At 65.1% G+C, this 23,285-nt stretch carries 16 protein-coding genes and 2 tRNA genes; 1 reads left to right on the top strand and 17 read right to left on the bottom strand.

Annotated elements, in window-relative coordinates:
- Positions 1 to 12 precede the first annotated feature (12 nt).
- From kdsB to uvrB, 8 genes are all read right to left on the bottom strand, one after another.
- Complete coding sequence (kdsB, locus tag ABE472_RS03305) at positions 13 to 786, bottom strand: 3-deoxy-manno-octulosonate cytidylyltransferase (RefSeq protein WP_313217827.1); 774 nt, start codon at positions 784 to 786, stop codon at positions 13 to 15.
- 66 nt (positions 787 to 852) lie between these two features.
- A complete protein-coding gene (lpxK, locus tag ABE472_RS03300; RefSeq protein WP_346465474.1) occupies positions 853 to 1,875 on the bottom strand; it encodes a tetraacyldisaccharide 4'-kinase in 1,023 nt (340 codons plus the stop codon).
- Positions 1,875 to 3,623, bottom strand: coding sequence for a lipid A export permease/ATP-binding protein MsbA (msbA, locus tag ABE472_RS03295; RefSeq protein WP_346465473.1), 1,749 nt, complete (start codon positions 3,621 to 3,623; stop codon positions 1,875 to 1,877). The genes lpxK and msbA overlap by 1 nt, the downstream gene beginning before the upstream one ends.
- The gene (locus ABE472_RS03290; RefSeq protein ID WP_123728864.1) at positions 3,620 to 4,042 is read right to left on the bottom strand and encodes a biopolymer transporter ExbD; all 423 of its coding nucleotides are present in this window, start codon (positions 4,040 to 4,042) and stop codon (positions 3,620 to 3,622) included. The genes msbA and ABE472_RS03290 overlap by 4 nt, the downstream gene beginning before the upstream one ends.
- A gap of 3 nt (positions 4,043 to 4,045) precedes the next feature.
- A complete protein-coding gene (locus ABE472_RS03285; protein WP_259260249.1) occupies positions 4,046 to 4,720 on the bottom strand; it encodes a MotA/TolQ/ExbB proton channel family protein in 675 nt (224 codons plus the stop codon).
- Positions 4,721 to 4,723: 3 nt separating this feature from the next.
- Positions 4,724 to 7,132: a DNA internalization-related competence protein ComEC/Rec2 gene (locus tag ABE472_RS03280; protein ID WP_346465472.1), complete on the bottom strand. Its 2,409-nt coding sequence runs from the start codon at positions 7,130 to 7,132 to the stop codon at positions 4,724 to 4,726.
- 152 nt (positions 7,133 to 7,284) lie between these two features.
- Positions 7,285 to 7,359: transfer RNA gene (locus ABE472_RS03275), tRNA-Val, on the bottom strand.
- 107 nt (positions 7,360 to 7,466) lie between these two features.
- Positions 7,467 to 9,497 carry an excinuclease ABC subunit UvrB gene (gene uvrB, locus ABE472_RS03270; RefSeq protein ID WP_346465471.1) on the bottom strand — a complete coding sequence of 677 codons (2,031 nt, stop codon included), beginning with the start codon at positions 9,495 to 9,497 and terminating at the stop codon, positions 7,467 to 7,469.
- Between the two features lie 152 nt (positions 9,498 to 9,649).
- Between uvrB and ABE472_RS03265 the strand changes: the two genes are divergently transcribed.
- Positions 9,650 to 10,186, top strand: a complete 537-nt coding sequence (locus tag ABE472_RS03265; protein WP_313217822.1) for a GspH/FimT family pseudopilin — start codon at positions 9,650 to 9,652, stop codon at positions 10,184 to 10,186.
- Positions 10,187 to 10,255: 69 nt separating this feature from the next.
- Here ABE472_RS03265 and ABE472_RS03260 read toward each other — a convergent pair.
- The 9 genes from ABE472_RS03260 to ABE472_RS03220 all read right to left on the bottom strand — a co-directional run bounded on the left by ABE472_RS03260 (position 10,256) and on the right by ABE472_RS03220 (position 23,108).
- Positions 10,256 to 10,332: transfer RNA gene (locus ABE472_RS03260), tRNA-Asn, on the bottom strand.
- A 70-nt stretch (positions 10,333 to 10,402) separates the two neighbouring features.
- Positions 10,403 to 10,834, bottom strand: a complete 432-nt coding sequence (locus ABE472_RS03255) for a type IV pilin protein (protein ID WP_313211234.1) — start codon at positions 10,832 to 10,834, stop codon at positions 10,403 to 10,405.
- Positions 10,835 to 10,842: 8 nt separating this feature from the next.
- On the bottom strand, positions 10,843 to 15,423 hold the full coding sequence (locus ABE472_RS03250; protein WP_346465470.1) for a PilC/PilY family type IV pilus protein: 4,581 nt from the start codon (positions 15,421 to 15,423) through the stop codon (positions 10,843 to 10,845).
- Positions 15,420 to 15,902, bottom strand: a complete 483-nt coding sequence (locus ABE472_RS03245) for a PilX N-terminal domain-containing pilus assembly protein (protein ID WP_121041674.1) — start codon at positions 15,900 to 15,902, stop codon at positions 15,420 to 15,422. The genes ABE472_RS03250 and ABE472_RS03245 overlap by 4 nt, the downstream gene beginning before the upstream one ends.
- 7 nt (positions 15,903 to 15,909) lie before the next feature.
- Positions 15,910 to 17,091, bottom strand: a complete 1,182-nt coding sequence (locus ABE472_RS03240; protein WP_346465469.1) for a PilW family protein — start codon at positions 17,089 to 17,091, stop codon at positions 15,910 to 15,912.
- Between the two features lie 8 nt (positions 17,092 to 17,099).
- Positions 17,100 to 17,564 (bottom strand): type IV pilus modification protein PilV, encoded by a 465-nt coding sequence (pilV, locus tag ABE472_RS03235; RefSeq protein ID WP_313217815.1) that lies wholly within the window; start codon positions 17,562 to 17,564, stop codon positions 17,100 to 17,102.
- Entirely contained in the window at positions 17,561 to 18,076 is a 516-nt protein-coding gene (locus tag ABE472_RS03230; RefSeq protein WP_346463752.1) for a Tfp pilus assembly protein FimT/FimU, read from the bottom strand. The genes pilV and ABE472_RS03230 overlap by 4 nt, the downstream gene beginning before the upstream one ends.
- A 162-nt stretch (positions 18,077 to 18,238) precedes the next feature.
- Positions 18,239 to 19,627 (bottom strand): nucleotide 5'-monophosphate nucleosidase PpnN, encoded by a 1,389-nt coding sequence (gene ppnN / locus ABE472_RS03225; protein ID WP_121042205.1) that lies wholly within the window; start codon positions 19,625 to 19,627, stop codon positions 18,239 to 18,241.
- Between the two features lie 298 nt (positions 19,628 to 19,925).
- Positions 19,926 to 23,108 carry a TonB-dependent receptor gene (locus tag ABE472_RS03220; protein ID WP_346465468.1) on the bottom strand — a complete coding sequence of 1,061 codons (3,183 nt, stop codon included), beginning with the start codon at positions 23,106 to 23,108 and terminating at the stop codon, positions 19,926 to 19,928.
- Positions 23,109 to 23,285: the final 177 nt, after the last annotated feature.

Here is a 23,285-nt window from a genome sequence, read left to right as displayed (position 1 = left end):
GTCGTGCCACGGTCACGGGTGTGCCGCCCACCAGGCTTCGGCGCGCGCCAGATCGTCCGGGGTATCAATGCCGGGCGGGAACTCGGCCGGGGTCAGCGCCACGCTGATGCGGTGCCCCGCTTCCAGCACGCGCAACTGCTCCAGCGACTCCAGCTGTTCCAGCGTGCCAGCCGGCAACGCGGCGAACTGGCGCAGGAAACCGGCGCGGTAGCCGTAGATGCCGATATGGCGCAGCCAGTGCGCGCCGGCGAGCGTGTCGCGCGAGCGGGCGAAGGCATCGCGGTGCCACGGAATGGGCGCGCGGCTGAAGTACAGCGCGTCCAGGTTCTGCTTGCGCACGACCTTGACCACGTTCGGGTCGAACAGGGTGTCCGCGTCTTCCACCGGCGTGGCCAGCGTGGACATCTCCGCACCGCTGTAGACCAAGGCTTCGGCCACCGCGCGGATGCCTTCTGCCGGGGCGAAGGGCTCGTCGCCCTGCAGGTTCACCACCAGGGTGTCATCGGACCAGCCCGCCTGCGCCGCGCACTCGGCCAGCCGATCGGTGCCGGAGGCGTGCCCGGTGGAGGTCATCGCCACACGTACCTCGGCCATGCCCTGCAGGGCATCGGCGATGCGCTGATCGTCGGTGGCGACCCATACCTCGCGCGCGCCGGCGAGCAGCGCGCGTTGCGCCACGCGCAGCACCAGCGGCTCGCCGCCGAGCAGGCGCAGCGGCTTGCCTGGCAGCCGCGAAGCGGCATAACGGGCGGGGATGGCAACGACGAACTCGACGGAAGCGCTCATGGGGGATGACCTGTACGAAAGGAATGCAGTCAGGGACGCAGTGTGCCGCAACCGGCACCGGGCCCGTCAACGCTTGCCGAGTTTCTCGACGCGGTCCAGCAGGCTGATCCAGAACGCCGCCGGCAACTCGGCCGACAGCGGCACGGCGAAGTGCCATTCGGTCGCGAACGCCTTGCACTTGACCGCGTCCTTCTCGGTCATCAGCACCGGCAGTTCGCTGCCGAAGCGCAGATCCGCTGGCTGGTAGGCATGGTGATCGGCGAAGGCGTGCGGCACCACGCCGATGCGATGCGCACGCAGCATGTCGAAGAAGCGCTGCGGATTGGCGATACCGGCCACCGCATGCACGCGCTGGCCCTGGAAATGCGACAGGCGCCGCGCGCGGCCGCCCTGCAGCGGCTGCGCGCTGTCGATGCGCAGCTGCATCGGCCACTCGCCGAAGCCGCAGGCGGTCTGCGCTTCGGTGCCATCGCTGGCCTGGCCCATGTTGACCACGCGGAAATCGCAGTCGCGCGCACGGCTGGCCGGCTCGCGCAGCGGCCCGGCGGGAATCAGCCGGCCATTGCCGTAGCGACGCTGGGCATCGACGACTTCGATTTCGATGTCGCGCGCCAGCCGGTAGTGCTGCAGCCCGTCGTCGCAGACGATGATGTCGCAGCCCGCCTCGACCAGCGCCTTGCCCGCCGCCACACGGTCCGCATCCACCCGCACCGGCACGCCGGTTTTCCAGGCAATCAGCACCGGCTCGTCGCCGCCCACGGCGGTATCGGTGCTGGCCAGCACCCAGCGCGGCGTCCCTGCGTCTGCGCGGCCATATCCACGGCTGGCGACGCCCGGTTTCCAGCCGGCTTCGCGCAGGCGGTTGACCAGCGCGATCGTCAGCGGGGTCTTGCCGGTGCCACCGGCGGTGACATTGCCGACCACCACGACGGGCACCGGCAGCGAATGCCGCTTGAGCCAGCGACGCCGATACGCCATCCGGCGCAGCGCGATCGCCGCGCCGTACAGCGGTGACGCCAGGCGTGCCAGGAACGGAATGGCGCTGCCGTCGTACCAGTACGACGGCGTGTGGGTGCCCTTGCCTGCCATCAAGGCTGCCTTTCGCGGAACTGCATCTTGTGCAGGTGCTCGTACAGGCCACCCAGCGCCAGCAGTTCGTTGTGCGTGCCGCGCTCGACGATGCGGCCATGGTCCATCACCAGCACCTGATCGGCATGTTCGATGGTGGACAGACGGTGCGCGATCACCAGTGTGGTGCGCTCGGGCATCAGGCGCTGCAACGCATCCTGCACCAGGCGCTCGGACTCGTTGTCGAGCGCAGCGGTCGCTTCATCCAGGATCAGGATCGGCGCATCGCGCAGGATCGCGCGGGCGATCGCCAGGCGCTGACGCTGGCCGCCGGAGAGCAGCGCACCGTTCTCGCCGACCGGCGTCTGCAGTTGCTGCGGCATGCGCGCGATGAACTCCCACGCATTGGCCGCTTCGGCCGCGGCGCGGATCTGCTCTTCGGTCGCATCCATGCCGTAGGCGATGTTGGCGCCCACGGTGTCATCGAACAGCATGACCTTCTGCCCGACCATGGCCACCTGGCGACGCAGGTCAGCCAGCGGGTAATCGTCCAGCGCCACCCCATCCAGCGTGATGCGGCCGCCGCTGGGTTCGTAGAAGCGCGGCACCAGGCGGATCAGGCTGGTTTTGCCGCTACCGGAGCGGCCGACAATCGCCGTCACCGTGCCCGGCTTGGCCACGAAACTGATGTCGTCCAGCGCGATGCCGGTGTCTTCGCGATAACGCAGCATCACGTGCTCGAACGCAAGCTCGCCCCGTGCGCGGCCGATCCGCTGGATCCCTTCGTCGCGCTCGACCGGCATATCGAGAATCCCGAACAGGCGCTCGGCCGCGGCCACACCGCGCGAGATCGAGGTCTGCACACTGGTCAGGCGACGCAGTGACGGAATGATCGCCATCATCGAGGTCATCAGGCCCATGAACTGGCCTGCGTTGAGCTTGCCGGCCAGCGCCTCGCGGGTGGACACCCATACGATCACCGCCAGCGCCAGGGCCGCGAGGAACTGCACCGTGCTGGAGGCCAGCGCGCGCGTGGTTTCGACCTTCATGTTCAGGCCGAGCATGCGGTTGGCAAGCCTGGAATAGCGCGAAATCTCGTGCGCCTGGGTGCCATGCACCTTCACTTCCTGCTGCGCGGCCAGGGACTGTTCGGCGGTCTGCGCCATGCCGCCCATGCCGTCCTGGATGCCACGGCTGATCCGGCGGTAGCGCTTGCCCACGATCGAGACGATCACGCCGATCAGCGGCACCACCACCAGCATCGCCATCGTGACCTTGACGCTCATCTGCAGCATCACCACCAGCATGGCGATGATGGTGAGCGTATCGGCCACCAGGGTCTTGAGCGCATCGGCGCTGGCCTGGGTGACCTGCTCGGTATCGAAGTTCAGGCGGCTGACCATCACCGGCGTGGCCTCGGCATCGAAATGCGAGGACGGCAGATGCAGGTACTTTTCCAGCACCTGCTCACGCAGGTCGCGCACCACGCTGCGCCCGGTGCGGGCCAGCGCGTAATCGCTGACCAGGGTGGCCAGGCTGCGCATCATGAACAACCCGAGGATGGTCAACGGCAGGATCACCGCCATCCGCGGCTCCGGGTTGACGAAGCCCCGGTTGACCAGCGGCTCCATGAGCTTGGTGAAGCTGTAGCCGGCCAGGGCCTCGACCACCATCGCGACCACGGCGGCGACCATGAACACCCAATAGGCACCGGTATACCCGAGCAGGCGCTTGTAGATCGGCCAGACAGGGGAATTTTTCTTGCTCATGGACGCACCTCCGGCGCGGTAGCGATGGCGATGCGGCGGAAGCCCAGCTGGCCCAGAGCATCCTGGGCCGTGACGACAGCCTGGTAAGGGGTGCGCGCGTCGGCGCGCAACAGCACGGTCTGTTCCCGATCGCTGCCGGCGACGGCGGCAATGGTCTGCTTGACCGACTCGACGTCGGTGCGCAGCACTTCCTGGTCGTTGATGAAGTAACGCCCTTCGGCATTGACCAGCACGCTCAGCGAGCGCGGCGGCTCGGTGGTGTCCTGCTGGCTGGCGGTCGGCAACTGCAGCTGCAGCGTCGAACGCGCGTCGAAGGTGGTGGTGACCACGAAGAAGATGATCAGAACGAGGATCACATCGATCAGGGGAACCAGATCGATCTGCGGCTCGTCCTGGATCCGGTCATTGCGGATGCGCATCCGTCAGCCCTTGACCGTGACCGGTGCCGCACCCGCCTGCGCACCCGCACCGCGCGGTGCGTTGTTCATCACGCCGGGGCGGCCATCAAGCGCATCCAGCAGGGCCGAAGCCTCCTGCTCCATCTCGATCACGTAGCCGGCGATGCGGCCCTTGAAGTAGCGATGGAACATCAGCGCGGGGATCGCCACGATCATGCCGGTTGCGGTGCAGACCAGCGCCTTGCCGATGCCACCGGCGAGCTGATTCACATCGCCCACGCCGTGGTCGAGGATGCCCATGAACATCTGGATCATGCCGACCACCGTGCCGAGCAGGCCCAGCAGCGGGCCGGCCGAGGCGATCGTGCCGAGGGCATTCAGGAACCGCTCCATGCGGTGAACCAGATGCCGGCCGGCGTCTTCGATGCGCTCACGGATCTGATCGCGCGGACGGTTGCGCGCTTCCAGCGCGGTCGCCAGCAGCGCGCCCAGCGGCGAGTTGCCGCGCAGCGACTGGATGTGGCTCGGGTCGAGCTTGCCGCGCGCCGCCCAGTTGCGCACTTCCTGCCCCAGCCCGGGGGGCAGGACTTCATTGCGGCGAAGGGTCCAGAAACGCTCCAGGACAATTGCCAAAGCCAGTACGCCCAACAGCAGCAGCGGCAGCATCGGCCAGCCACCGGCCTTGACCAGTTCCCACACGTTTCAATCCTCCGGCCCATCGGCCGCCTGTTTGATCGCCGATAGGATAGCAGCCGGCCGGCTCCGCTCCGCGGCATCCCACCAACGCCGCTCGAAAACCCGCTGTTCTCGCACCTGCAGGCCTTCACGCCCGAGCCAGACCCGCACGGCGCCGCTGTCGGCGGTGTTGAGTACCTCAGCCCCGACCGCCTGCCAGCGCGCGACCACCTCCGCGCGTGGGTGCCCGAAGCGGTTGCGGTGGCCGGACGAGACGATCGCCAACCCAGGCGCAACCGCTGCGACCCACGCCGGCGTGGACGAGCTCGCGCTGCCGTGGTGTGGAACCACCACCGCCTCGGCCGCCAGCAGCGCACCTGCCTGCTGGACCAGCAGCGCCTCGCTGCGCTTTTCGATGTCGCCGGCCAGCAGGATCACGCCCTGCGGCGTTTCCAGCCGCAGCACGCAGCTGCTGTCATTGGTCGGCTGCGGCACATCGCGCGGGGGATGCAACACCCGGAACGTCACCCCGTCCCACTGCCACGATTGACCGGCATGGCAGGCCACTGCGCGGCCACGCAGGGCGCCGGGCGGGGCCTGCAGCGTCGCACCGGGAAAGCTGCGGCGCACCCCGCGCAGCCCCCCGGTGTGATCGCGGTGGTCGTGGCTGATCATGATCCGGTCCAGCCGGCCCTGCCCCAGCGCGCGCAGGGTCGGCACCACGATGCGCTCGCCGGCATCGAAGCCATCGTCGGCCCCCGGCCCGGTGTCATACAGCAGCGTGTGGCGGCGCGTGCGCACCGCTACCGCCAGGCCCTGCCCCACATCCATCACCAGTAGTTCCACCTCACCCTCGCCCGGGCCATGCCGCGCCGGCCACAGCAACGGCAGGCACAGCAACAGCGCGGGCACCCTGCCGCCACTGCCGCGCGGCAGCAGCAGCCAGAACACACCGAACACCGCCGAGATCAACGCCCAGCGATTGGCCTGCGGCAGCCACCACAGCGACAGCTCACTGCGCGCGGCATGGCCGAACAGCCACCAGCTCGCCTCGAAACACCACGCCGCCAACTGCCACGGCCAGCGCCCCGCTCCGTCGATCAGGGCCTCCAGCGCAGTGCCGAGCAACGCCAGCGGCACCACTACCATCGTCCACCACGGAATCGCCACCAGGTTCACCAGCGGTCCGGCCCGGGAGGCCTGCCCGAACAGCGCCACCGTCAACGGCAGCAGCGCCACGGTCGCCACACCCTGCGCACTCAGAAAACCGCGCAGCCAGCCCTGCTCACGCCCCGGCAGGCACCAGATCAGCCAAAGGACGCCGGCAAAGCTCAGCCAGAAGCCGGGCGCGAGCACGGCGAGCGGATCGAACAGCAGCATTGCCAGCGCCGCCAGGGAGAGCGACTGCGCCACGCTCGCCCGCCGCCGGCTGCAGCGGGCGGCGGCCACCACCGCGATCATCAGCACGGTACGCACGGTCGGCAGCGCGAAACCCGCTGCGGCGGCGTACAGCGCAGCGCCTGCGACAGCCGCCGCCGCGGCCCCCATCGGGCGCGGCACGTACAGGCCGAGCAGCGGCAGGCAGCGCCAGAGCCCACTGGCCAGCAGTGCGGCAACGCCTGCCACCACACCGACATGAAAGCCGGAGATCGCCACCAGGTGCGTAACCCCCAACGCACGCAGATCGTCCCAGTCCCCTTGGCTGAGACCGCGCGTATCGCCGAGTGCCAGGGCCTGGACGAAGCGGCGGCCGTCGCTCTGGACCGCCCTGGCAATCGCCTCGGCCATCCGCTCCCGCCATGCGGGCAGTCCGGTCGGCTCCCCCAGCGGATGCGCCTGGGCAGGCTCCCGTACGTACCCGCTCCCAGCCACCCGTTGCCGCAACGCATAGCCCTCGGCATCGAACCCGCCGGGGTTCACCCGCCCGCGCGGTGGCCGGGCACGGACCGTGAGCGACCAGCGTTCACCGGCCCGAAGGGTGCGCCTTCGATCATCGGCTTCGCCGCGAAAACCGTCATACCAACCCAGCGCCAGGTCACGGCCGCGGAGCTCGGCGGGCATCGCCGGCGCATCATCCACCCGGAAGCGGAAACGGGTACCGCCGGGGCCGTGGTGAGGCAGGCTGATCACGCGCCCGTGCAGCGCGTGGTCCACCGGCGGGGCGCCGGGGGGCAGCTGCCGCGCCAACCCGGCGTGACCGTGCAGCGCGGCCCAGCCAAACCCGAAGAGGGCAGCACCGAGGAGGCGGAAGCGGCAGGGCAGGATCCAGAACAGGATGCCGGACGCTGCCGCAGCAACGCCCCACCCCAGTGGCAGCAGCCGGGGCGAGAAGACGATCACGCAGATGCCTGCCAACAGCGCGACAACACACGCCTTGCCGAAAATCGGGAGAGGCGTGCGTGCAGCCCTGGTGCCGGTGTGTAGCACTCGTCGCATGGGCAGCGCCCGGCAAACCCTGAGTGTCGACGGCGGGCGCGGCGCGCGGTATCAGTGCGGCATGCAGGGCACTGTCAGGAAATACACATAGCAAAAAAGCCAACCCTAGGGCTGGCTTTTCTGTTGTGCCACTGCAGTCTCCGGGACTGAAGTGGTGGGCGGTACAGGGTTCGAACCTGTGACCCCTACCATGTCAAGGTAGTGCTCTACCGCTGAGCTAACCGCCCGTTTTGCTTCCCTGCCCCGCTGCGAATGCGTCGGTGCAGGCCGCGTATATTACGGACGCCCCCTGGAAAGCGCAACACTTTTGTGAAGATATTTCACAACGCGTTGTTCAGCCCAGACTGGCCTCCTTCAACTGACGGATCTGATCGCGTACGCGGGCGGCATCTTCGAACTCCAGATCGCGGGCGTGCTGGTACATCTGCTGCTCCAGCGCCTGCAGGCGCTTGGCGATCTGGGCCGGCTCCATCGTGCGGTAGTCGGTGGACTCTTCGGCCACGCGCCCACCCTTGCCCTTGCCCTTCCCTTTGCCACGCGATTCTTTCTCAGCCGCTTCCGAACGCGCGCCTTCAAGCACATCGGTGATCGGGCGCAGTACCGACTTGGGCACGATGCCGTGCAGTTCGTTGTACTCGACCTGCTTGGCACGACGACGGTCGGTCTCGTCGATCGCGGCCTGCATTGAGCGCGTGATCTTGTCCGCATAGAGGATCGCCTTGCCACGCAGGTTGCGCGCGGCGCGGCCGATGGTCTGGATCAGCGAGCCAGTCGAACGCAGGAAGCCTTCCTTGTCCGCATCCAGGATCGCCACCAGCGACACTTCGGGCATGTCCAGGCCTTCGCGCAGCAGGTTGATGCCGACCAGCACATCGAACTTGCCCAGACGCAGATCGCGGATGATCTCCACACGCTCGACCGTATCGATATCCGAGTGCAGGTAACGCACGCGGATGCCGTGCTCGGTCAGGTACTCGGTGAGGTTCTCAGCCATACGCTTGGTCAACGTGGTGACCAGCACGCGGTCGCCCAGCTTGATGCGCTCGTTGACCTCGGACATCAGATCGTCGACCTGGGTGCCGACCGGACGGATCTCGACCACGGGATCGATCAGGCCGGTCGGGCGCACCACCAGTTCGGTGATCTCGCCTTCGGTCTCGCGCAGTTCGTACGGACCCGGCGTGGCCGAGACATAGATGCTGCGCGGGCAACGCTCTTCCCACTCCTCGAAACGCAGCGGACGGTTGTCCAATGCCGACGGCAGGCGGAAACCGAACTCGACCAGGGTTTCCTTGCGCGAGCGGTCGCCTTTGAACATCGCGCCGATCTGCGGAATGGTCACGTGCGATTCGTCGATCACCAGCAGCGCATCCGGCGGCAGGTAGTCGAACAGCGTCGGCGGTGGATCGCCGGCATTCTTGCCGGTGAGATGCCGCGAGTAATTCTCGATGCCGTTGCAGTAGCCGACCTCGGCCATCATCTCCAGATCGAACTGGGTGCGCTGCGCCAGGCGCTGCGCTTCCACCAGCTTGTTCTGTTCGTACAGCTGTTCCAGGCGGACCTTCAACTCGGCCTTGATCGTGTCCACCGCCGACAGCACGCGCTCACGGGTGGTCGCGTAGTGGGTCTTGGGATAGATGGTGTAGCGCATCATCTTGCGCAGGCTTTCGCCGGTCAGCGGATCGAACATGCTGATCTGCTCGACCTCGCCTTCAAACAACTCGATGCGCACCGCTTCGCTGTCCGATTCGGCCGGGAACACATCGATCACTTCGCCGCGCACGCGGAAGGTGCCGCGGTGCAGCTCGAATTCGTTGCGGGTGTACTGCAGTTGGGTCAGGTGCTTGATCAGCTCGCGCTGGTCGATCCGCTCACCGGTGGAGAGGATCAGGCGCATCGACAGATAGTCCTCGGGCGCGCCGAGGCCGTAGATCGCCGATACCGTCGCCACCACGATCGCATCCGGGCGTGACAACAGGGTCTTGGTCGCCGCCAGCCGCATCTGCTCGATGTGCTCGTTGATCGAACTGTCCTTCTCGATGAAGGTGTCCGACGAAGGCACATAGGCCTCCGGCTGGTAGTAGTCGTAGTAGCTGACGAAATACTCGACCGCGTTGTGCGGGAAGAACGACTTGAACTCGCCGTACAACTGCGCGGCCAGGGTCTTGTTCGGCGCCATCACCAGGGTCGGTTTCTGGACCCGCTGGATCACGTTGGCGACCGTGTAGGTCTTGCCGGAACCGGTGACGCCGAGCAGGGTCTGCTTGGCGATGCCCGCCTCGAAGTTGGCGGTCAGTTTCTCGATGGCCGCCGGTTGGTCGCCCGCCGGCGAATACGGGGATTCAAGTTGGAAACGATCGCTCATGGTGCCGCCACTGCCGGGAAGCCTTCAGTATAACGGCCGGGTTGGTGACGGCCTGTTGAGGGGAGGGCCGACAGCACAACGCGGCATGAACCGGCGGCGGTGGGGCCGTCGGGCCGCCAGAGTGAAGGTTGCACGCACCCCGGACCGTCGCCGTGGAACACACCCGCCCCCTGCCCCGCCCGGCCACCTGCGCCGGCGTGACGCTGATCCAGTCGCTGATCGCGATGGCGGTCCTGGCCATCCTCACCGGCATGGCCCTGCCGGCCATGCAGCAGACCCGGGATCGCCTGCAGGCCGACAGCCTGCGCATGCAGCTGGCCTCCGCGTTGGCGACCGCGCGCAACACGGCGATCACCGAACGGCGCCCGATCGCGGTCTGCCCCACTGACGATGGCGTGACGTGCGGCCGGGACTGGGCCCGGGGCTGGATGCTCTATGCCACCGCAACGCCTTCCTCGGGCGAGGCGCGTTCCGCAGGCCCCCTGCTGGTGCAGCAGCACGCCCGCTCCAGGCTGAGCGCCTGGGGCAGCCAGGCCAAGCCGCGCCTCCAGTTCCGGCCGGATGGGCGGCTCAATGGCAGCAACCAGTCGGTCATCTTCTGCCTGGACGGCGCCTCCCAGGGCAAGGTGGTGGTCAGCCTTTCAGGCCGCATCCGCAGCGAGCGTCCGCGGCGCCCCGTGGCCTGCTGAGGCCATCATCGCCCGCCGGGCGGAAACACAAAAAGCAAAAGCCGCGATTGCTCGCGGCTTTTGCAGATCTGGCGCCCGAAGTTGGACTCGAACCAACGACCCCCTGATTAACAGTCAAGTGCTCTAACCGGCTGAGCTATTCGGGCGGGGTGCGCATTCTAGCCAGCATCGGCAGGGGGATGCAAGCACTCCGGTACAACCGGCGATAGGGCAACGTTACCAGCAGCCGGAGACGGTCTTCTCGGTGGGCTTCTTGCGCCCTGCCTGATCCAGCGCCAACGTGCCGCACGTGTCCTTGGCCTGGCTTCCGCCGGCCACCGGGACGGCCTGGATACCGAACGTACTCGCTGTCGGATCCTTGTCGAAAGACAGGGTGTAATGTGCGGTGCCATCGCGCGGTGACTGGGTGAACTGCAGTTTGGCGGTGGCGTACGTGTTCTGGACCGTGTGGTAACGCTCCAGGTTCTGGGCCAGCTCCACCAGATCGGCCTTGGCCTGGGCACGCCGGGATTTCCGCACGGAGTCCTGATAGGCCGGCATGGCGATGGTGGCAAGGATGGCCACCACGGCCACCGTGATCATCAGCTCGATCAGGGTGAAACCGGCGACACGGCGGCGGAAGGCGGTCTGCATGGGGGCTCTCGTCATGAAGGTCATCAGCGCACCTGCCGCCAGGACTGGCGTCCGCAGGGGCGCGGCATGTACAGCGGGTCGGCACCCGGTGCACGCAGCACGAAGGTGCACTGGTTGGCCTTGATCAGCTCATCGACCGTGCAGGTGGCCTTGGTCGGGTCGCACGGAGTCAGCTTCGGCACGAAGATGTTGCTGTCCTTCACCGGTGGGCCGCTATTGGTGGCCCCGCCCTTGGTCAGCGCGATGCCGCCGCAGTTGCCTGTGCACAGCGAATCGCCCCCGATCTCCTGACTGAGGCCGGTCATCGATCCAGCGCCGGTAAGCAGATCCAGCGAGTACATCCAGTTGGTACCGCCGCCGCCGCCGCAGATCGCCTGACCCGGCTCGTAGGTGGTGAACACCACCTTCCGATCCTGGATGGTCGGATAGCCAACGAAGCGCTCACCGGCCACCACGTCGCCGACGATCAGGTCGGTATACCAGCCGCGCTGGCTCACATAATTGACGGCGTTGCTGCTGACATCCCGCAGCGAGTAACCCCCGCTTCCGGCACGCGAGGTGATCTGCTGCGAGATCAGATCACCGCGTCCGCCAATCGTCGAGGTCATGTTGTCCCAGACGCCGTACAGCGATTGCACCGGCGAAGACGAACTCACGGAATTGTCGTCATTGGTGAAGTACTGGCCGGTACCGAACACGATGTTGTAGCCACGCCCGGCCGCCTTGGAGACCTCCAGGCCCCCCATGATCGGCTGGGCGACGCTGTTGCGGCTGGCGGTGAACAGGGGTGCGCCACTGTAGGCCACGGCCCACTTGCTGGGGTCTGGATCGCGGAGGTCGAACTTCCACAGGTTGCCCTGCATGTCACCGCCATAGACGGTGTCGGCGATCCCGTTGCTGTTGTAGGCCGCCACCGGCGCGACGTTGATCAGGCCGTTGCGCAACGCATAGCCGCTGCCACTGGGCGACAGTCGCTTGAGCACCTGCCCGCTCTGGATATCCACCACGAACAGCACCGGCTTGCCACTGGATGCATTGACGCCGTTGCCGAAGATCGCCACGAACCGCGGCGCGCTCTCAGCCGCACTGCCAACGACCGGCACGATCACCGGCTTGCCCAGCGCGAAGCCCATGTCCGAATCGGTCTTGCCCGAAACTTCCCACAGCACATCATCCTTGGTGAAGGCCCCCGGATTGCTGATGTTCAAGCCGAACATCGCGCCGTTGCCGACAGCCTTCGCATTGGGCGCCAGGGTGGCGCCGCCGGCACCGGTGGAGCCGACCAGCACGGTATGCCAGGCATCGCCGTAGTAGACGTCCGACGAGGTCAACGCGCCATCCACGTAATAACGATGCGAGTACTTCGGATTGGCCAGCTCGGCCATGTGCTGCAGCGATGCGGATGGAATGAACGCGAAGAGCTCATTGCCGGCCGTTGTGCCGGTAGAGGCATCGAAGCCGTGCAGCATGCCGTCGTTCGCGCCGACATACACCATGGTGCGCCGGCTCTTCTTCGCGGTCAGGTAGTCCTTGTATCGGGTCGCCAGCGTCGACTTCCAGGCGGGCGTGGAGCCCCACGTGCCATAGCCGTAGTTGTCGGCCGTGGACACGATCTCGGTAGTGGAGTTGACGATATCGCCAAGAATCGAGCCGCGTGAGCGGAAGCCGCTGATGGCCGAGCCCTTCAGGTAGTTCACCAGATCGGCCACGCTGTGCGATCCGAACCACTCGGGAATCGAACTACTGAAACCGATGTTGGACAACTGAGCTGCGCGGTCGGCGCCAGGAATATTGTTCGCCTCGAACGGTGCAGCCGCCACCGGCACCAACGCCCCGCTCCCATCGACCGTGGTCGGCGAAGTCGCCATGACGATGGTGCGACCACTGGAGCTCATCTTGGTCGAGGCGCGCCACAGCTCGATGTCATCGGTACCGGTATCGGACACCTTGCTGGCAACGACATCACCCACCCAGTCGTTGGTGCCCGAGGTCACTTTGTAACTGGCTGATACCGTGAACGAGCCCGCATTGATACGCGCACCCGAGCCACCGCCCGCCACCGGCGCGTCGCCTTCCGCCGCACTTGCGAAGATCGCCTCGAGCGCGGCCTTGAGCTTGGCTGGATTGCGTGCGAGGAAGTAGTTATCCGGCGTACCTGGCACCTTGGTGTCCCACTTGCCACTGGGCACGCCGTATTTGGCGGCGTACCACAGCGGGCTTTCCAGCTGGCTGGCCTGCGCACCACTCAACTTGTAGCGAACCAGAGAAGGCTTGGTCCAGTTGCCCGGCGGATTCTCCGAGGTGCTGATCACCGAGCCATTGCTGTCGCCCGGACGCAGCAGCAGGCGCTGCACGTTGGTCGCGCTCGAGCCAACGATGGTGTAACCGGTCAACATCGCATTGCCTGCGTACGCCGAAAGATTCTCAAGGCGCACCAGTACCTCATCTTCGCCGATGGTCGCGTTCAACAAGCCATTGGCGCATTCCGTCTTGTTCTCCGATCGCCAACACATGTCAGCCACGCCCGCCTTGTCCCCGCAGGCAGCACCGACGCAGTAGCTCATCATCGTCACGACGTCGTTGTCATGATCGTTGCCCCACAACGAATCCTCCCACACCAGCGAGAAGCTGCCGGACTTGCCGTCGGCACGATAGGGACGACCATAGACATGCTTGGCACCCACCGTCGACTGCTTGGTGCCGATTCCGACGGCGCCGAGGAAGCAGCTGCGCCAACCCGAATCACTGATCTTGGCACTGCCGGTGTTGTTTGCCTGACACAGCGGCGACAACGAAATCGTGCCGCCGGCAACGCTGATGTCGAACTTGGGCAGGTTCTCCGCCATGGCCACCGTATAGGTGGTCGCGGTCACTTTGTAGTCCGCCGGCTTGCCTGTCAGGCCCGGGCGCAGATCGGTCTCCGCGGCGGCCTTTGCCAACCCTGCCATCAGGTAGCTACCTTCGGTGGAAGGAATGTCCGGACAGATACCGCGGACCAGACTGAGGTTGTCGACGGTGCGGGCTTCGCAGATGTCTTCGTGGGTGCGAATCGACTCATAGCGGCCAGTCAAACCGACGCGCCCAGCCATATAGCTTTTGCCGTTGATGCCTTCCGCAGCACCGAGTGCGTCGGTCGCCGACACCGCCGAAGCCAGATGGGGCACCGACCCGACGTTGTCACTGTCGAACGACGGGAGCCCCGAGGACATCACCAGAATGTTGCAGGTGGCGCAGTACGAATTACCCCCCGTTGCCGTGCTCCGGTAAGGATCCTTCCATTCGACCCCGGTTGGCAGGCCCGAAAGATCACCGGTATCTCCGTAAACCTTGGTTCCAGCGCCCACGTAACGCAGCGCCTCGGCATACATCTCGGCCAGCGGATTACCCCAGGCACTGCAGTTCTTGGCACCGTCGCCGGAACTGCCCGGATCGAGCAAATGGCCGCGACCCTTGAACCCCTGGCGGTTCAGAATGCTGTAGTCGTTGCAGTCGTTCCAATTGTTGCTCCAGTTCCACTGGTCAATCCGGAAGTTGGACATCGTATTGATGATGCCCTCGGCGCCACTGTTCTTCGCCAGGCAGAGCTGCCCGGTGGCCAGGTTGATCTCATCGCCGGCGTCACAAAGCGTACTGCCATTGCCAGCAATCTTGCCGATGTTCCGGCGAAGCACACCGCCATCGCGAGGACTGGAGTAGGTGCCGGTCACCAGGCCAAAACGAAGACGGCCACTCTCACCATAGCTCTGCAGCAGACCACTGGGCTTGTAGTGATCGTTGGTACCGTCGTTGTACTTGCGGCAGAAACTCTCGCGGTGCGCATCCTTGCCTGGATTACAGACTTCCACCCGGACGTTGTAGTCGGTGGTTTCTTTAGGCGTATCCGAACCGCCATCACCCGTGCGGCTCACGCCGCATTGATAAAGTGCCGTTGACGCCCATTCCGACCAGACCCCACCCGCCACGCGCATGAGCGGCGCACCATCCGCACTGATGCTCGCGTTACAGAACGATGCACTCGATGTCAGGGGCGTGAAGCTGTTGATATCGTTGCCGGTATAAACCTTGACCCACGCGTGCAGGTCATTGGGGATCTGTGCGCGCTCCAGCACGGTCTTGTTGGCATCATCGGTGGAACGCTGCCCGCCATAGAGGACGTAGCGCATCACGTCCAGCCGGCTCATGGTCACCCAGTTGAGGAAGTTGCCCGACCAGCCCTTGCCACCACAGCTGTGCTTGTTGTCGCCGGTGGCTGAGTTGGCGGCCTTGAACACTCCGGCGTCATAGCTGTAGCAAAGATTCGAATCGAAATAGCCTTCGTACGGGAACTTGTCCTGGTACGTGGTATCGATGATCTTGTCGTCGTCCAGATCGCTGTAATCGCTGTAGGCCTTGTTGAACAGCTGCTCATCGCGCGACATCACCATCATCATCAGCGGCGGCTGGCTCTGCTTGGTATAGAGCGGCTCCTGCGCGATGTCGTAGTCGCCCAGCGCGGCGCGCAGCGGCACGACGCGGCTGAGCAGGAAGCCCACCACGATGACAAGGACGCCAATGCGCAGCCAGTTGATCGTGCGCTTGCTGAAATGGAAGCGATCAGAGGTCATGGGATATAGATCGTGTCGACGACCGCGCTGGCCGAGGGATTGGTCGGTTCGTCACTGGCCAGTGCAGTGATCTGATAGATGTTGCCGGTCTCTTCGTTCTGGCGCTCACCCACGCGCGCACTGGAGGCGGCGAAGCACTTGTCCAGGCGCCGCGTATAGCTTGCCTTGGCGTCGGAGGTGCCGTCGGCCCAGGTCAGGGGATCGAAGATCGGGCTGCACTCTTCCTGCTTTGCCGTGTAGGTGCCGCCGGCCGCCAGGTCGGTATCGATGGTGTTCTCCAGCGTGCGTGCATCCGCCTCGGCATTCTGGAAGGCCAGGTTGGTGCGCAGGTAGTTGGCCGCCATGCGCTCCTGCATGCCGGTCACCTGCATGCCTGCTACGCCGAGAAGCGCAAGCAGGATCAATATGATGAGGGCGACATACAGCACGGCACCGTTCTGGCGGCGCGGTGCGACAAAGGGTTTTGGACGCGATGCCATTGAAGCCTCAATTGCCATAAAGGCGATTACGTACGGCGATCGTGGTTTGGTAGACCGTCCGGAAACGACCGTCCGTCGGCGCGGTGAAGGTGACGCCCATGGCCGTCAACGCCGCATCCGCGTTGGCCTGCGCTGCGGCTGACGGATCCGGGCTTTCCAGCACCAGGCCCAGTTGCACCGCCCCGACCCGACGCCACGCATCGGCGGCCGGCGTGATCGAGGCCTCCACGTCGGCAGCGGTTCCCTGCCGATCGATGTAGCCGGTGGGCGGCGAGGCGGCGCTGAGCGAGCGATCCTGCCCATACAGAAGCTGCATGTTGCGGACCCCCTCGACCAGTGCTTCCGGCGTACCCGCGACCAGGGCTTCACCGGGTTTGGCCGAGAACCGCACGCGATAGAGCGAACTCTGCTTGGTGGTGGCGTCGTAGCCGATGTAATAGACCACGCTCTCCGCGCGATACAGCATGGCCTGGCCCGGCGTATAGAGGCTGGTGAAGCTGCCGGTGTTGTTCGGCGCGGACTCGAATGTCACGGTACCGGCAGACCCACTCACCTCGCTTGCCTGGAACATGGTGGCGGTCAGGCAGTCGGCGACACCAAACAGGCCCGGCGCTTCCACACCACTTTGGAGAACGGCCCAACGGCTGCTGTCGAAATTGAACACCGGTTTATCGTCCGTGCCCCCCACCAAGGTGACCGGGACACCATCGGGCACCAGAAACCGCAGTGCGACGATGTCGCTGCCGTCCACCCGATTGGTCAACGCTTCGGCGTATTCCGTCGGCAGCGCCGGGGTGTACTCGATGCCGCCGGTCGACGGTGTGGCACTCAGGGTCAACGGCTTGCCAGGCTCGGTGTCGGCGGCCTCGAAGCCCTGGATGGACTGCATGAAATCCAGCGCCGGGTGGCCGCCGGCATCGAAGGTCGTATGCATCGAGCCAGGGCTCTGCACATTGTGACTCTGGTCGTTGACGCAACCGAAGTGGCCGGCCATGCGCAGATCACGCTGCAGGTAGTCCATCGCGAAGCGGCCATTCTCCTGCACGCGCGCCAGCCCCTCCGAGAGGCGCGAGGCCGTGCGCGAAGCGGCGAACACCTGCATCAGGCCCAACAGCAGGACCAGGCCGATGACCATGGCGATCATCAACTCGATCAGCGAAAGACCGCGTACGCGTTCACGGGGTGACATGGCGCGCATCACAGCTGCGTCCTCGCCGCAAAGGTGGTGTCCGCCGCGTCCAGCCAGCGCTCGTCTCCCCAGCTCACGCTGACCGTCACTTCATCGCCGCTGCGGGTCACCTTGGCACTGGCTTCATCGCCCAGGGCCTTGCCCAGCCGGCAGCGCCAGTCCGTCATGTACTGATCCTTGGTGATCTTGGCGCCGATCGGCGATGTGCAATCGGCCGCCTTGGTGGTCGCCGCGTAGCTGCCTACGTAGGTCGTCGCGGCGACGCGGTTGATCCGGATCTGGTCCAGCAGCTCGTAGCTGAGGTTGGTCGCCTGGGTGCGGAAATTCGCGCTCTGCACGAACCGCACGTTCATCGTCTGCAACAGCGCGAAACCAAGCAGGCCGATGCTCATCACCACGATCGCGATCAGCACCTCGATCATGGTGAAGCCGCCCTGCCCTGCGCGCCGCGCGCCAAGATGTCTTGCCGTCACTTGCAGCTCTCCCGTTCCACACGTACCTGCCCAACGGCCGACAGCCGCAGCGTGCGCTGCAGCGGCAGGTCCCCGCACTCGTCGGGCTTGAGGGTGATGTCCAGCGCCGATGCGGCGCGATTGCGACCCCGGCCGTCGAAGGCCAGCGTCAGGTTGTCCTGGCTGCCCAGCATCTTGGTCGAGCCGGCCGAGTACCGCAGCACCGGCTCGCCGGAATCGAAGCTGCCACTGCCGTCGGCATCGGACCAGACCATCCAGCCGTCGCCCCAGGTATCGCCGTTGCAGCTGGTGCCATCGGATGAGGCGCATACCCCGGCCCCACGGGTGTTCTTCAGCGCTTCGCTGCGCGCCAGCGCCAATGAAGCCATCAGCTCGTTGGTGGTGGTGGCCGCCCGGTTCGAGCGCAGCACGCCCTGGAAACTCGGAAACGCAATCACTGCCAGGATGGCAAGCACCGCGATGGTGACCATCAACTCGATCAGTGTGAAGCCGTTGGACCGGCGCAAAGACATGAAACGCTCCCCAGCGTTGATGACACAGAAGATGAACGTCCCGCCGCCGATCAGCAAGGGGCGGCAGGACGAACGGTCGCCCGGAGGCGACAGGCGTCAATCAGTTGACGCAGATCCAGGCCGACGGCAGGCCCCCTGCCCGCCGCTGGCCCGGCCAGGGCCTCAGGCCATGACCTTGTAGCAGGGCTGGTACTCGCCCGAGATCTTCATGCGGCGCTGCTCGACGAAGGCGCGCAGCAGCTCATCCAGCGCCTGCATCATGTCCGCATCGCCATGGATCTCGAAGGGACCGAACTGCTCGATGCGGCGCATGCCGTCTTCCTTCACGTTGCCGGCCACGATGCCGGAGAACGCGCGACGCAGGTCGGCGGCCAGGGCATGCGGCGGGCGGCCGTGGTGCAGGTCCAGCGCGGCCATCGCCTCGTGGGTCGGCACGAACGGCTGCTGGTACTCCCACGGAATCTCGATCGACCAGTTGAAGAAGAACGAGTCCTTCTGCGCCAGGCGATGTTCGCGCACGCGCTTGATGCCCTGGGCCATCTTGCGGGCGACGTTGACCGGATCGCCGATGATGATCTCGTAGCGGCTGGCGGCTTCCTCACCCAGGGTGAGGCGGATGAAGCGGTCGATCTGCTCGAAGTACGGCGCGGCCACGGTCGGGCCGGTCAGGATCAGCGGGAACGGCAGGTCCTTGTTCTCGTCGCGCAGCAGGATGCCCAGCAGATACAGGATCTCCTCCGCGGTGCCGACACCACCGGCGAACACGATGATGCCGTGGCCGATGCGCACGAACGCTTCGAGACGCTTCTCGATGTCCGGCATGATCACCAGGTGGTTCACGATCGGGTTCGGCGACTCGGCGGCAATGATGCCCGGCTCGGTCAGCCCGATGTAGCGCGTGGTGGTCTTGCGCTGCTTGGCGTGGGCGATGGTGGCGCCCTTCATCGGGCCCTTCATCGCGCCCGGGCCGCAGCCGGTGCAGATGTCCAGCCCGCGCAGGCCCAGCTCGTAGCCGACCTGCTTGGTGTACAGATACTCATCGCGACCGATCGAGTGGCCGCCCCAGCAGACGACCAGGTTCGGGTCGCCCGGGTTGAGGATGCGCGCGTTGCGCAGCAGCCCGAACACCGCGTTGGTGATGCCTTCCGAAGATTCCAGCTCCGCCGCGTAGGCCGGGCCCATCTCGATGGCCATGTAGGCAAGATCGCGGACCACCGCGAACAACAGCTCGGCCACACCGCGGATGATCTCGCCATCCACGAAGGCCATCGCCGGCGCGTTGACCAGATCGATGCGCACGCCGCGGTCCTGCTGGGCCACCTGGATATCGAAATCGGGATACAGATCGCGCGCCGCGCGCGGATCGTCGGAGGCGCTGCCGCTGGTCAGCACGGCCAGCGCGCAGCGGCGCAGCAGTTCGTGCATACCACCACCGGAGGCATCGCGCAGGCGCGCAACTTCCGCGCGCGACAACACATCCAGCCCACCGCGCGGGTAGATCCGCGCGTCCTGCACCGGCAGCGTCCGCGCCGGCTTTTCGTTGATCGTCATGTCCATCTTTTTCGCTTTCCTCAAGGTTACCGACTGTACCGCTGCCCCCTTAAAAAGCAAAACGGCCGGGAAACCCGACCGTTGGATGTGTCCTGACCGCGACAGGGGCACTGGGCCGTCGCAGTTGCGCTGATTTCTGCGCAACCAATTGAATATACAGGCATGCACTGCCCAGCACAACACTCATTGGAGCGGACGATGGAGACCGAGGCGTATCCAGCCGCCCCTCCCTCCTACACACAAAAAAAGCGACCGGGTTACCCCGGCCGCTTTTCAATCATCCACTATGTCCGACGCATCAGAACTTGTAGCGGAAACCAAGCTGCAGCGACCACTGCGACACACCGGTGTTGAAACCGTCCGCATCCGCGTTGGCGAAGGCGCTGTCGGTCACGGTGGCGCTCTGGCTGCCCTGACGCTCCGCACGGAACTCGTACAGGTACTTGCCAGTGGTCGGGTCGATGCCGCGGAAGTTGGCGATACCCTGGTCAGCATAGAAGCCGAAGTCGTCGATGCGACCCCACTTCTTGTTGAGCAGGTTGCCCACGTTCTGGATATCGAGCCAGATTTCGGACTTGTGACCCTTCATGAAGCCCGGCAACTGCTGGGTGATACGCACGTCAAAGGTGTTGACCCAACCGGCGCGAGCCGAGTTCTGCGGGGTCACCTGGCCGGCGTAACGGTTCAGCTGTGCGTTGTTCTCCATCCATGCGAAGAAGGCTTCTTCCATGGCGGCACCACCGGTGAACAGCACGTCGCCACGGCCCTTCGGCACATAGAACAGGTCGTTGTAGGTGCGGCCGTCGCCGTTCATGTCGTTGGAGTAGACGAAGCTGTACGGACGACCGGTACGGCCTTCGTAGAACATGCCCACCTGGGTTTCGTAGTCACCGAAGAACGCATGCTTCCAGTTCACCGAGCCGGAAACGCGGTTACGGATCTCGTAACGCGAGCGCGACAGCGCGTTCTCGTTGGCCTGGAAGATGTAGTTGTTGTTCCAGTTCGAGGTCGCCACCGAGGAGCTGTTGCTGGCAACTTCCTTCGCATCGGTGTAGGTGTAACCCAGGTTCCAAGCCCAGTCACTGTCCGGGCTGAACGGCTTGGCCAGCGACACGGTGAACTGCGCGGTGCGCCCCTTGTCGGTGTTGTCCAGCAGCACGGCATCGCTCACCCAGCTCGGAGTGGTCGACTTCGAGGTCGAAGCGTTGGCAACGTTGCCCCAGTAGAAGTTGCGACCGTCCGGACCGCCGGTGTAGCTCGGCTGCATCAGTTCCAGGCGCTTGAAGTACAGACCATCCTTGACCTTGGTCACCAGCAGCTCGGCCGATGCGACCAGACCGTTCCACGGCAGTTCGTGATCGAACGCCAGATTGGCCTTGTACACGGACGGGGTGCGGAAATCGTCGGAGACGAAGTTCACGACCTGCTGTGCCGGACGGTTGCGGTTGTTGTACGGGTAATCGGTGCCCTGGGTGAAGTTCACGCCGTTGTTGGCATAGATGTTGCCCAGCCACACCTGCGGCGCTTCACCACGGAAGAGGCCAACGCCACCACGCATCTGCGTCGGGCGATCGCTGTCGAAGGTGTAATTGAAGCCGACGCGCGGCTGTACCATGAAGCCGTTGTCGCCGATCGAACGGTTGTCGTAACCGAAGAACTCGCTGGCACGCTGGTTATAAGCCGTGTCCTTGTTGGTGTCGTACTTGTCCGCACGCACGCCCAGGGTCAGGGTCAGGTTGTTGTTGACGTACCACGTGTCCTGTACGAACAGGCCCAGAGTGGTGTAGTCGTAGTCGGCCGCAAGGCTCTCCACGCCACCATCCACCGGGTTACGCCAGGTGCTGACCACCGGCGTGTTGTTACGGAAGCCTTCGATACCGTTGTAGACCAGGTACCCATCGACGTTCGGCGCGTACAGGTTGTAGATTTCGTTCTTGCTGTAGTCCGCACCGAACTTCACGTCGTGGTCGCCCAGGGTGAGCGTGCCGGAGGCGAAGTAGTTCCAGGTCTTGGTGTACAGCTCGTTGTACTGGGTGTTGGCTTCGGTACCCAGGTACAGGGTCGGATTGGCGACCGACTCACGGTTCGAGTTCAGACCGCCGAAACCGATCAGGATCGCCGGAGTACCCGGAGCCGACGGAGTACGGATGGCCGAATAATCGCGGTAGCTGGCCTTGATTTCGGTCGAGAAGTTGTCGCTCCAGTCGCTGAACAGCTGGCCGACGTAGGACTCGATCTTCTTGTCGTGCTGGTACCAGTACGAGCTGATCGACGCGCCGGTGGTCTGGCCGTAGCCATTGATGCGCAGTTTGTCCTGCTCCAGCTTGCTGTAGCGGAAGCTCGCACGCTGATTGTCGGTGATGTTCCAGTCCAGCTTCAGCGCGTATTCTTCGAGGTTGGTGTCCGAAGCGGCGTCGTAGCTACCCGCCGACACGCCATAGCGTTCCTGGAAGATCTGCTGGGCCTGGGCGATCTGGGCATCGGTGATGGTACCGGCGCCGATGGCACTGCCGGCGATGTCGGCGCCCGGAGCGGACTGCTCGAACTTCTCATAGTTGGCGAAGAAGAACAGCTTGTCCTTCACCAGCGGGCCACCGAGAGTGAAGCCGTAGGTCTTCTCGTCTTCGAAACCGTTGAACTTGCCGCCACCCGGGTTGTCACCGAACCAGCTGCCGTCACGCATGTAGCCGTAGACCGAGCCGTGGAATTCATTGGTACCCGACTTGGTCACGGCATCGACCACAGCGCCGGTGGCGCCGGTGATGGTGATGTCGTAGCTGGACAGGTCGACGTTGATGGCTTCGATGGCTTCCATCGAAACCGGCTGGCGACGGGTCGGGAAGCTGTTGCCTTCCAGACCAAAGGTGTCGCTGGCGTTCACGCCATCGATACGGACGGCGTTGTAGCGCGGGTTCTGGCCGCCGGCGCTGATGCTGCCCGAAGCACGGTCAACGAAAGCGACACGCGGATCCAGGCGCATCATGTCCTGGATGTTGCCGCCGACGGACGGCATGGCTTCGATCGTTTCCTGGCTGATCGACGTGCCCGAGCCCATCTTGGTGGCGCTGAACACTTCCGAGCCTGCGGCCACGGCAGTCACCTGCACGGCATCGAGGTTCGTCGCAGCGAGGTCGCCGGTCAGTGCCGCGTTGACGGTACCGATCTGGTTGACGCCGAGGTACACACCTTCTTCAGTGCGCGTGCCTTCACCCGGCTTGTTGATGGTGATGGTGTACGGACCACCCACGCGCAGGCCGCGCGCGTTGTAACGACCCGATGCATCGGTCGTGGCGCGGCTGACGGTGCCCGACTCGGTGTGCGTGATGGTGACTTCTGCACCGACGACAGGCGCGCCTGCAGCCGACGTGACCTGACCGCCGACACCGGAAGAGGTGCTCTGGGCGAAGGCGGGAGCGGCGGCAAGTGCAGCCACGAGACCAAGCGTCAGCTTGGACATCCGGAGACAACGGGAGTGGGTCATTGGGGAGTAGCCTCGATGCGAGATTGGCGATGGCGGAGAAAAAAACGCGCCCAAGCAGCCTTGCTGGCGGCTGACTGGACTTTTATCTGGGTTCCCTAGCCGCGAGCTGGTTTCAGCCGCAACGGTTAACACTAGATTAACACGATAGCCTCGGATTGTGACGGTTTGGCGACAAAA

The sequence above is a fragment of the Stenotrophomonas sp. TWI809 genome (genome assembly GCF_039673205.1).
Lineage (GTDB): Bacteria > Pseudomonadota > Gammaproteobacteria > Xanthomonadales > Xanthomonadaceae > Stenotrophomonas.
This window is presented reverse-complemented; position numbering and strand designations above follow the sequence as displayed.

What these genes read in the sequence shown, in the direction of transcription:
- kdsB (WP_313217827.1), bottom strand. Translation starts at nt 786, where the DNA reads ATGAGCGCTTCCGTCGAGTTCGTCGTTGCCATCCCCGCCCGTTATGCC.
- lpxK (WP_346465474.1), bottom strand. Translation starts at nt 1,875, where the DNA reads ATGGCAGGCAAGGGCACCCACACGCCGTCGTACTGGTACGACGGCAGC.
- msbA (WP_346465473.1), bottom strand. Translation starts at nt 3,623, where the DNA reads ATGAGCAAGAAAAATTCCCCTGTCTGGCCGATCTACAAGCGCCTGCTC.
- ABE472_RS03290 (WP_123728864.1), bottom strand. Translation starts at nt 4,042, where the DNA reads ATGCGCATCCGCAATGACCGGATCCAGGACGAGCCGCAGATCGATCTG.
- ABE472_RS03280 (WP_346465472.1), bottom strand. Translation starts at nt 7,132, where the DNA reads ATGCGACGAGTGCTACACACCGGCACCAGGGCTGCACGCACGCCTCTC.
- uvrB (WP_346465471.1), bottom strand. Translation starts at nt 9,497, where the DNA reads ATGAGCGATCGTTTCCAACTTGAATCCCCGTATTCGCCGGCGGGCGAC.
- ABE472_RS03255 (WP_313211234.1), bottom strand. Translation starts at nt 10,834, where the DNA reads ATGACGAGAGCCCCCATGCAGACCGCCTTCCGCCGCCGTGTCGCCGGT.
- ABE472_RS03250 (WP_346465470.1), bottom strand. Translation starts at nt 15,423, where the DNA reads ATGACCTCTGATCGCTTCCATTTCAGCAAGCGCACGATCAACTGGCTG.
- ABE472_RS03245 (WP_121041674.1), bottom strand. Translation starts at nt 15,902, where the DNA reads ATGGCATCGCGTCCAAAACCCTTTGTCGCACCGCGCCGCCAGAACGGT.
- ABE472_RS03240 (WP_346465469.1), bottom strand. Translation starts at nt 17,091, where the DNA reads ATGTCACCCCGTGAACGCGTACGCGGTCTTTCGCTGATCGAGTTGATG.
- ABE472_RS03230 (WP_346463752.1), bottom strand. Translation starts at nt 18,076, where the DNA reads ATGTCTTTGCGCCGGTCCAACGGCTTCACACTGATCGAGTTGATGGTC.
- ppnN (WP_121042205.1), bottom strand. Translation starts at nt 19,627, where the DNA reads ATGACGATCAACGAAAAGCCGGCGCGGACGCTGCCGGTGCAGGACGCG.
- ABE472_RS03220 (WP_346465468.1), bottom strand. Translation starts at nt 23,108, where the DNA reads ATGACCCACTCCCGTTGTCTCCGGATGTCCAAGCTGACGCTTGGTCTC.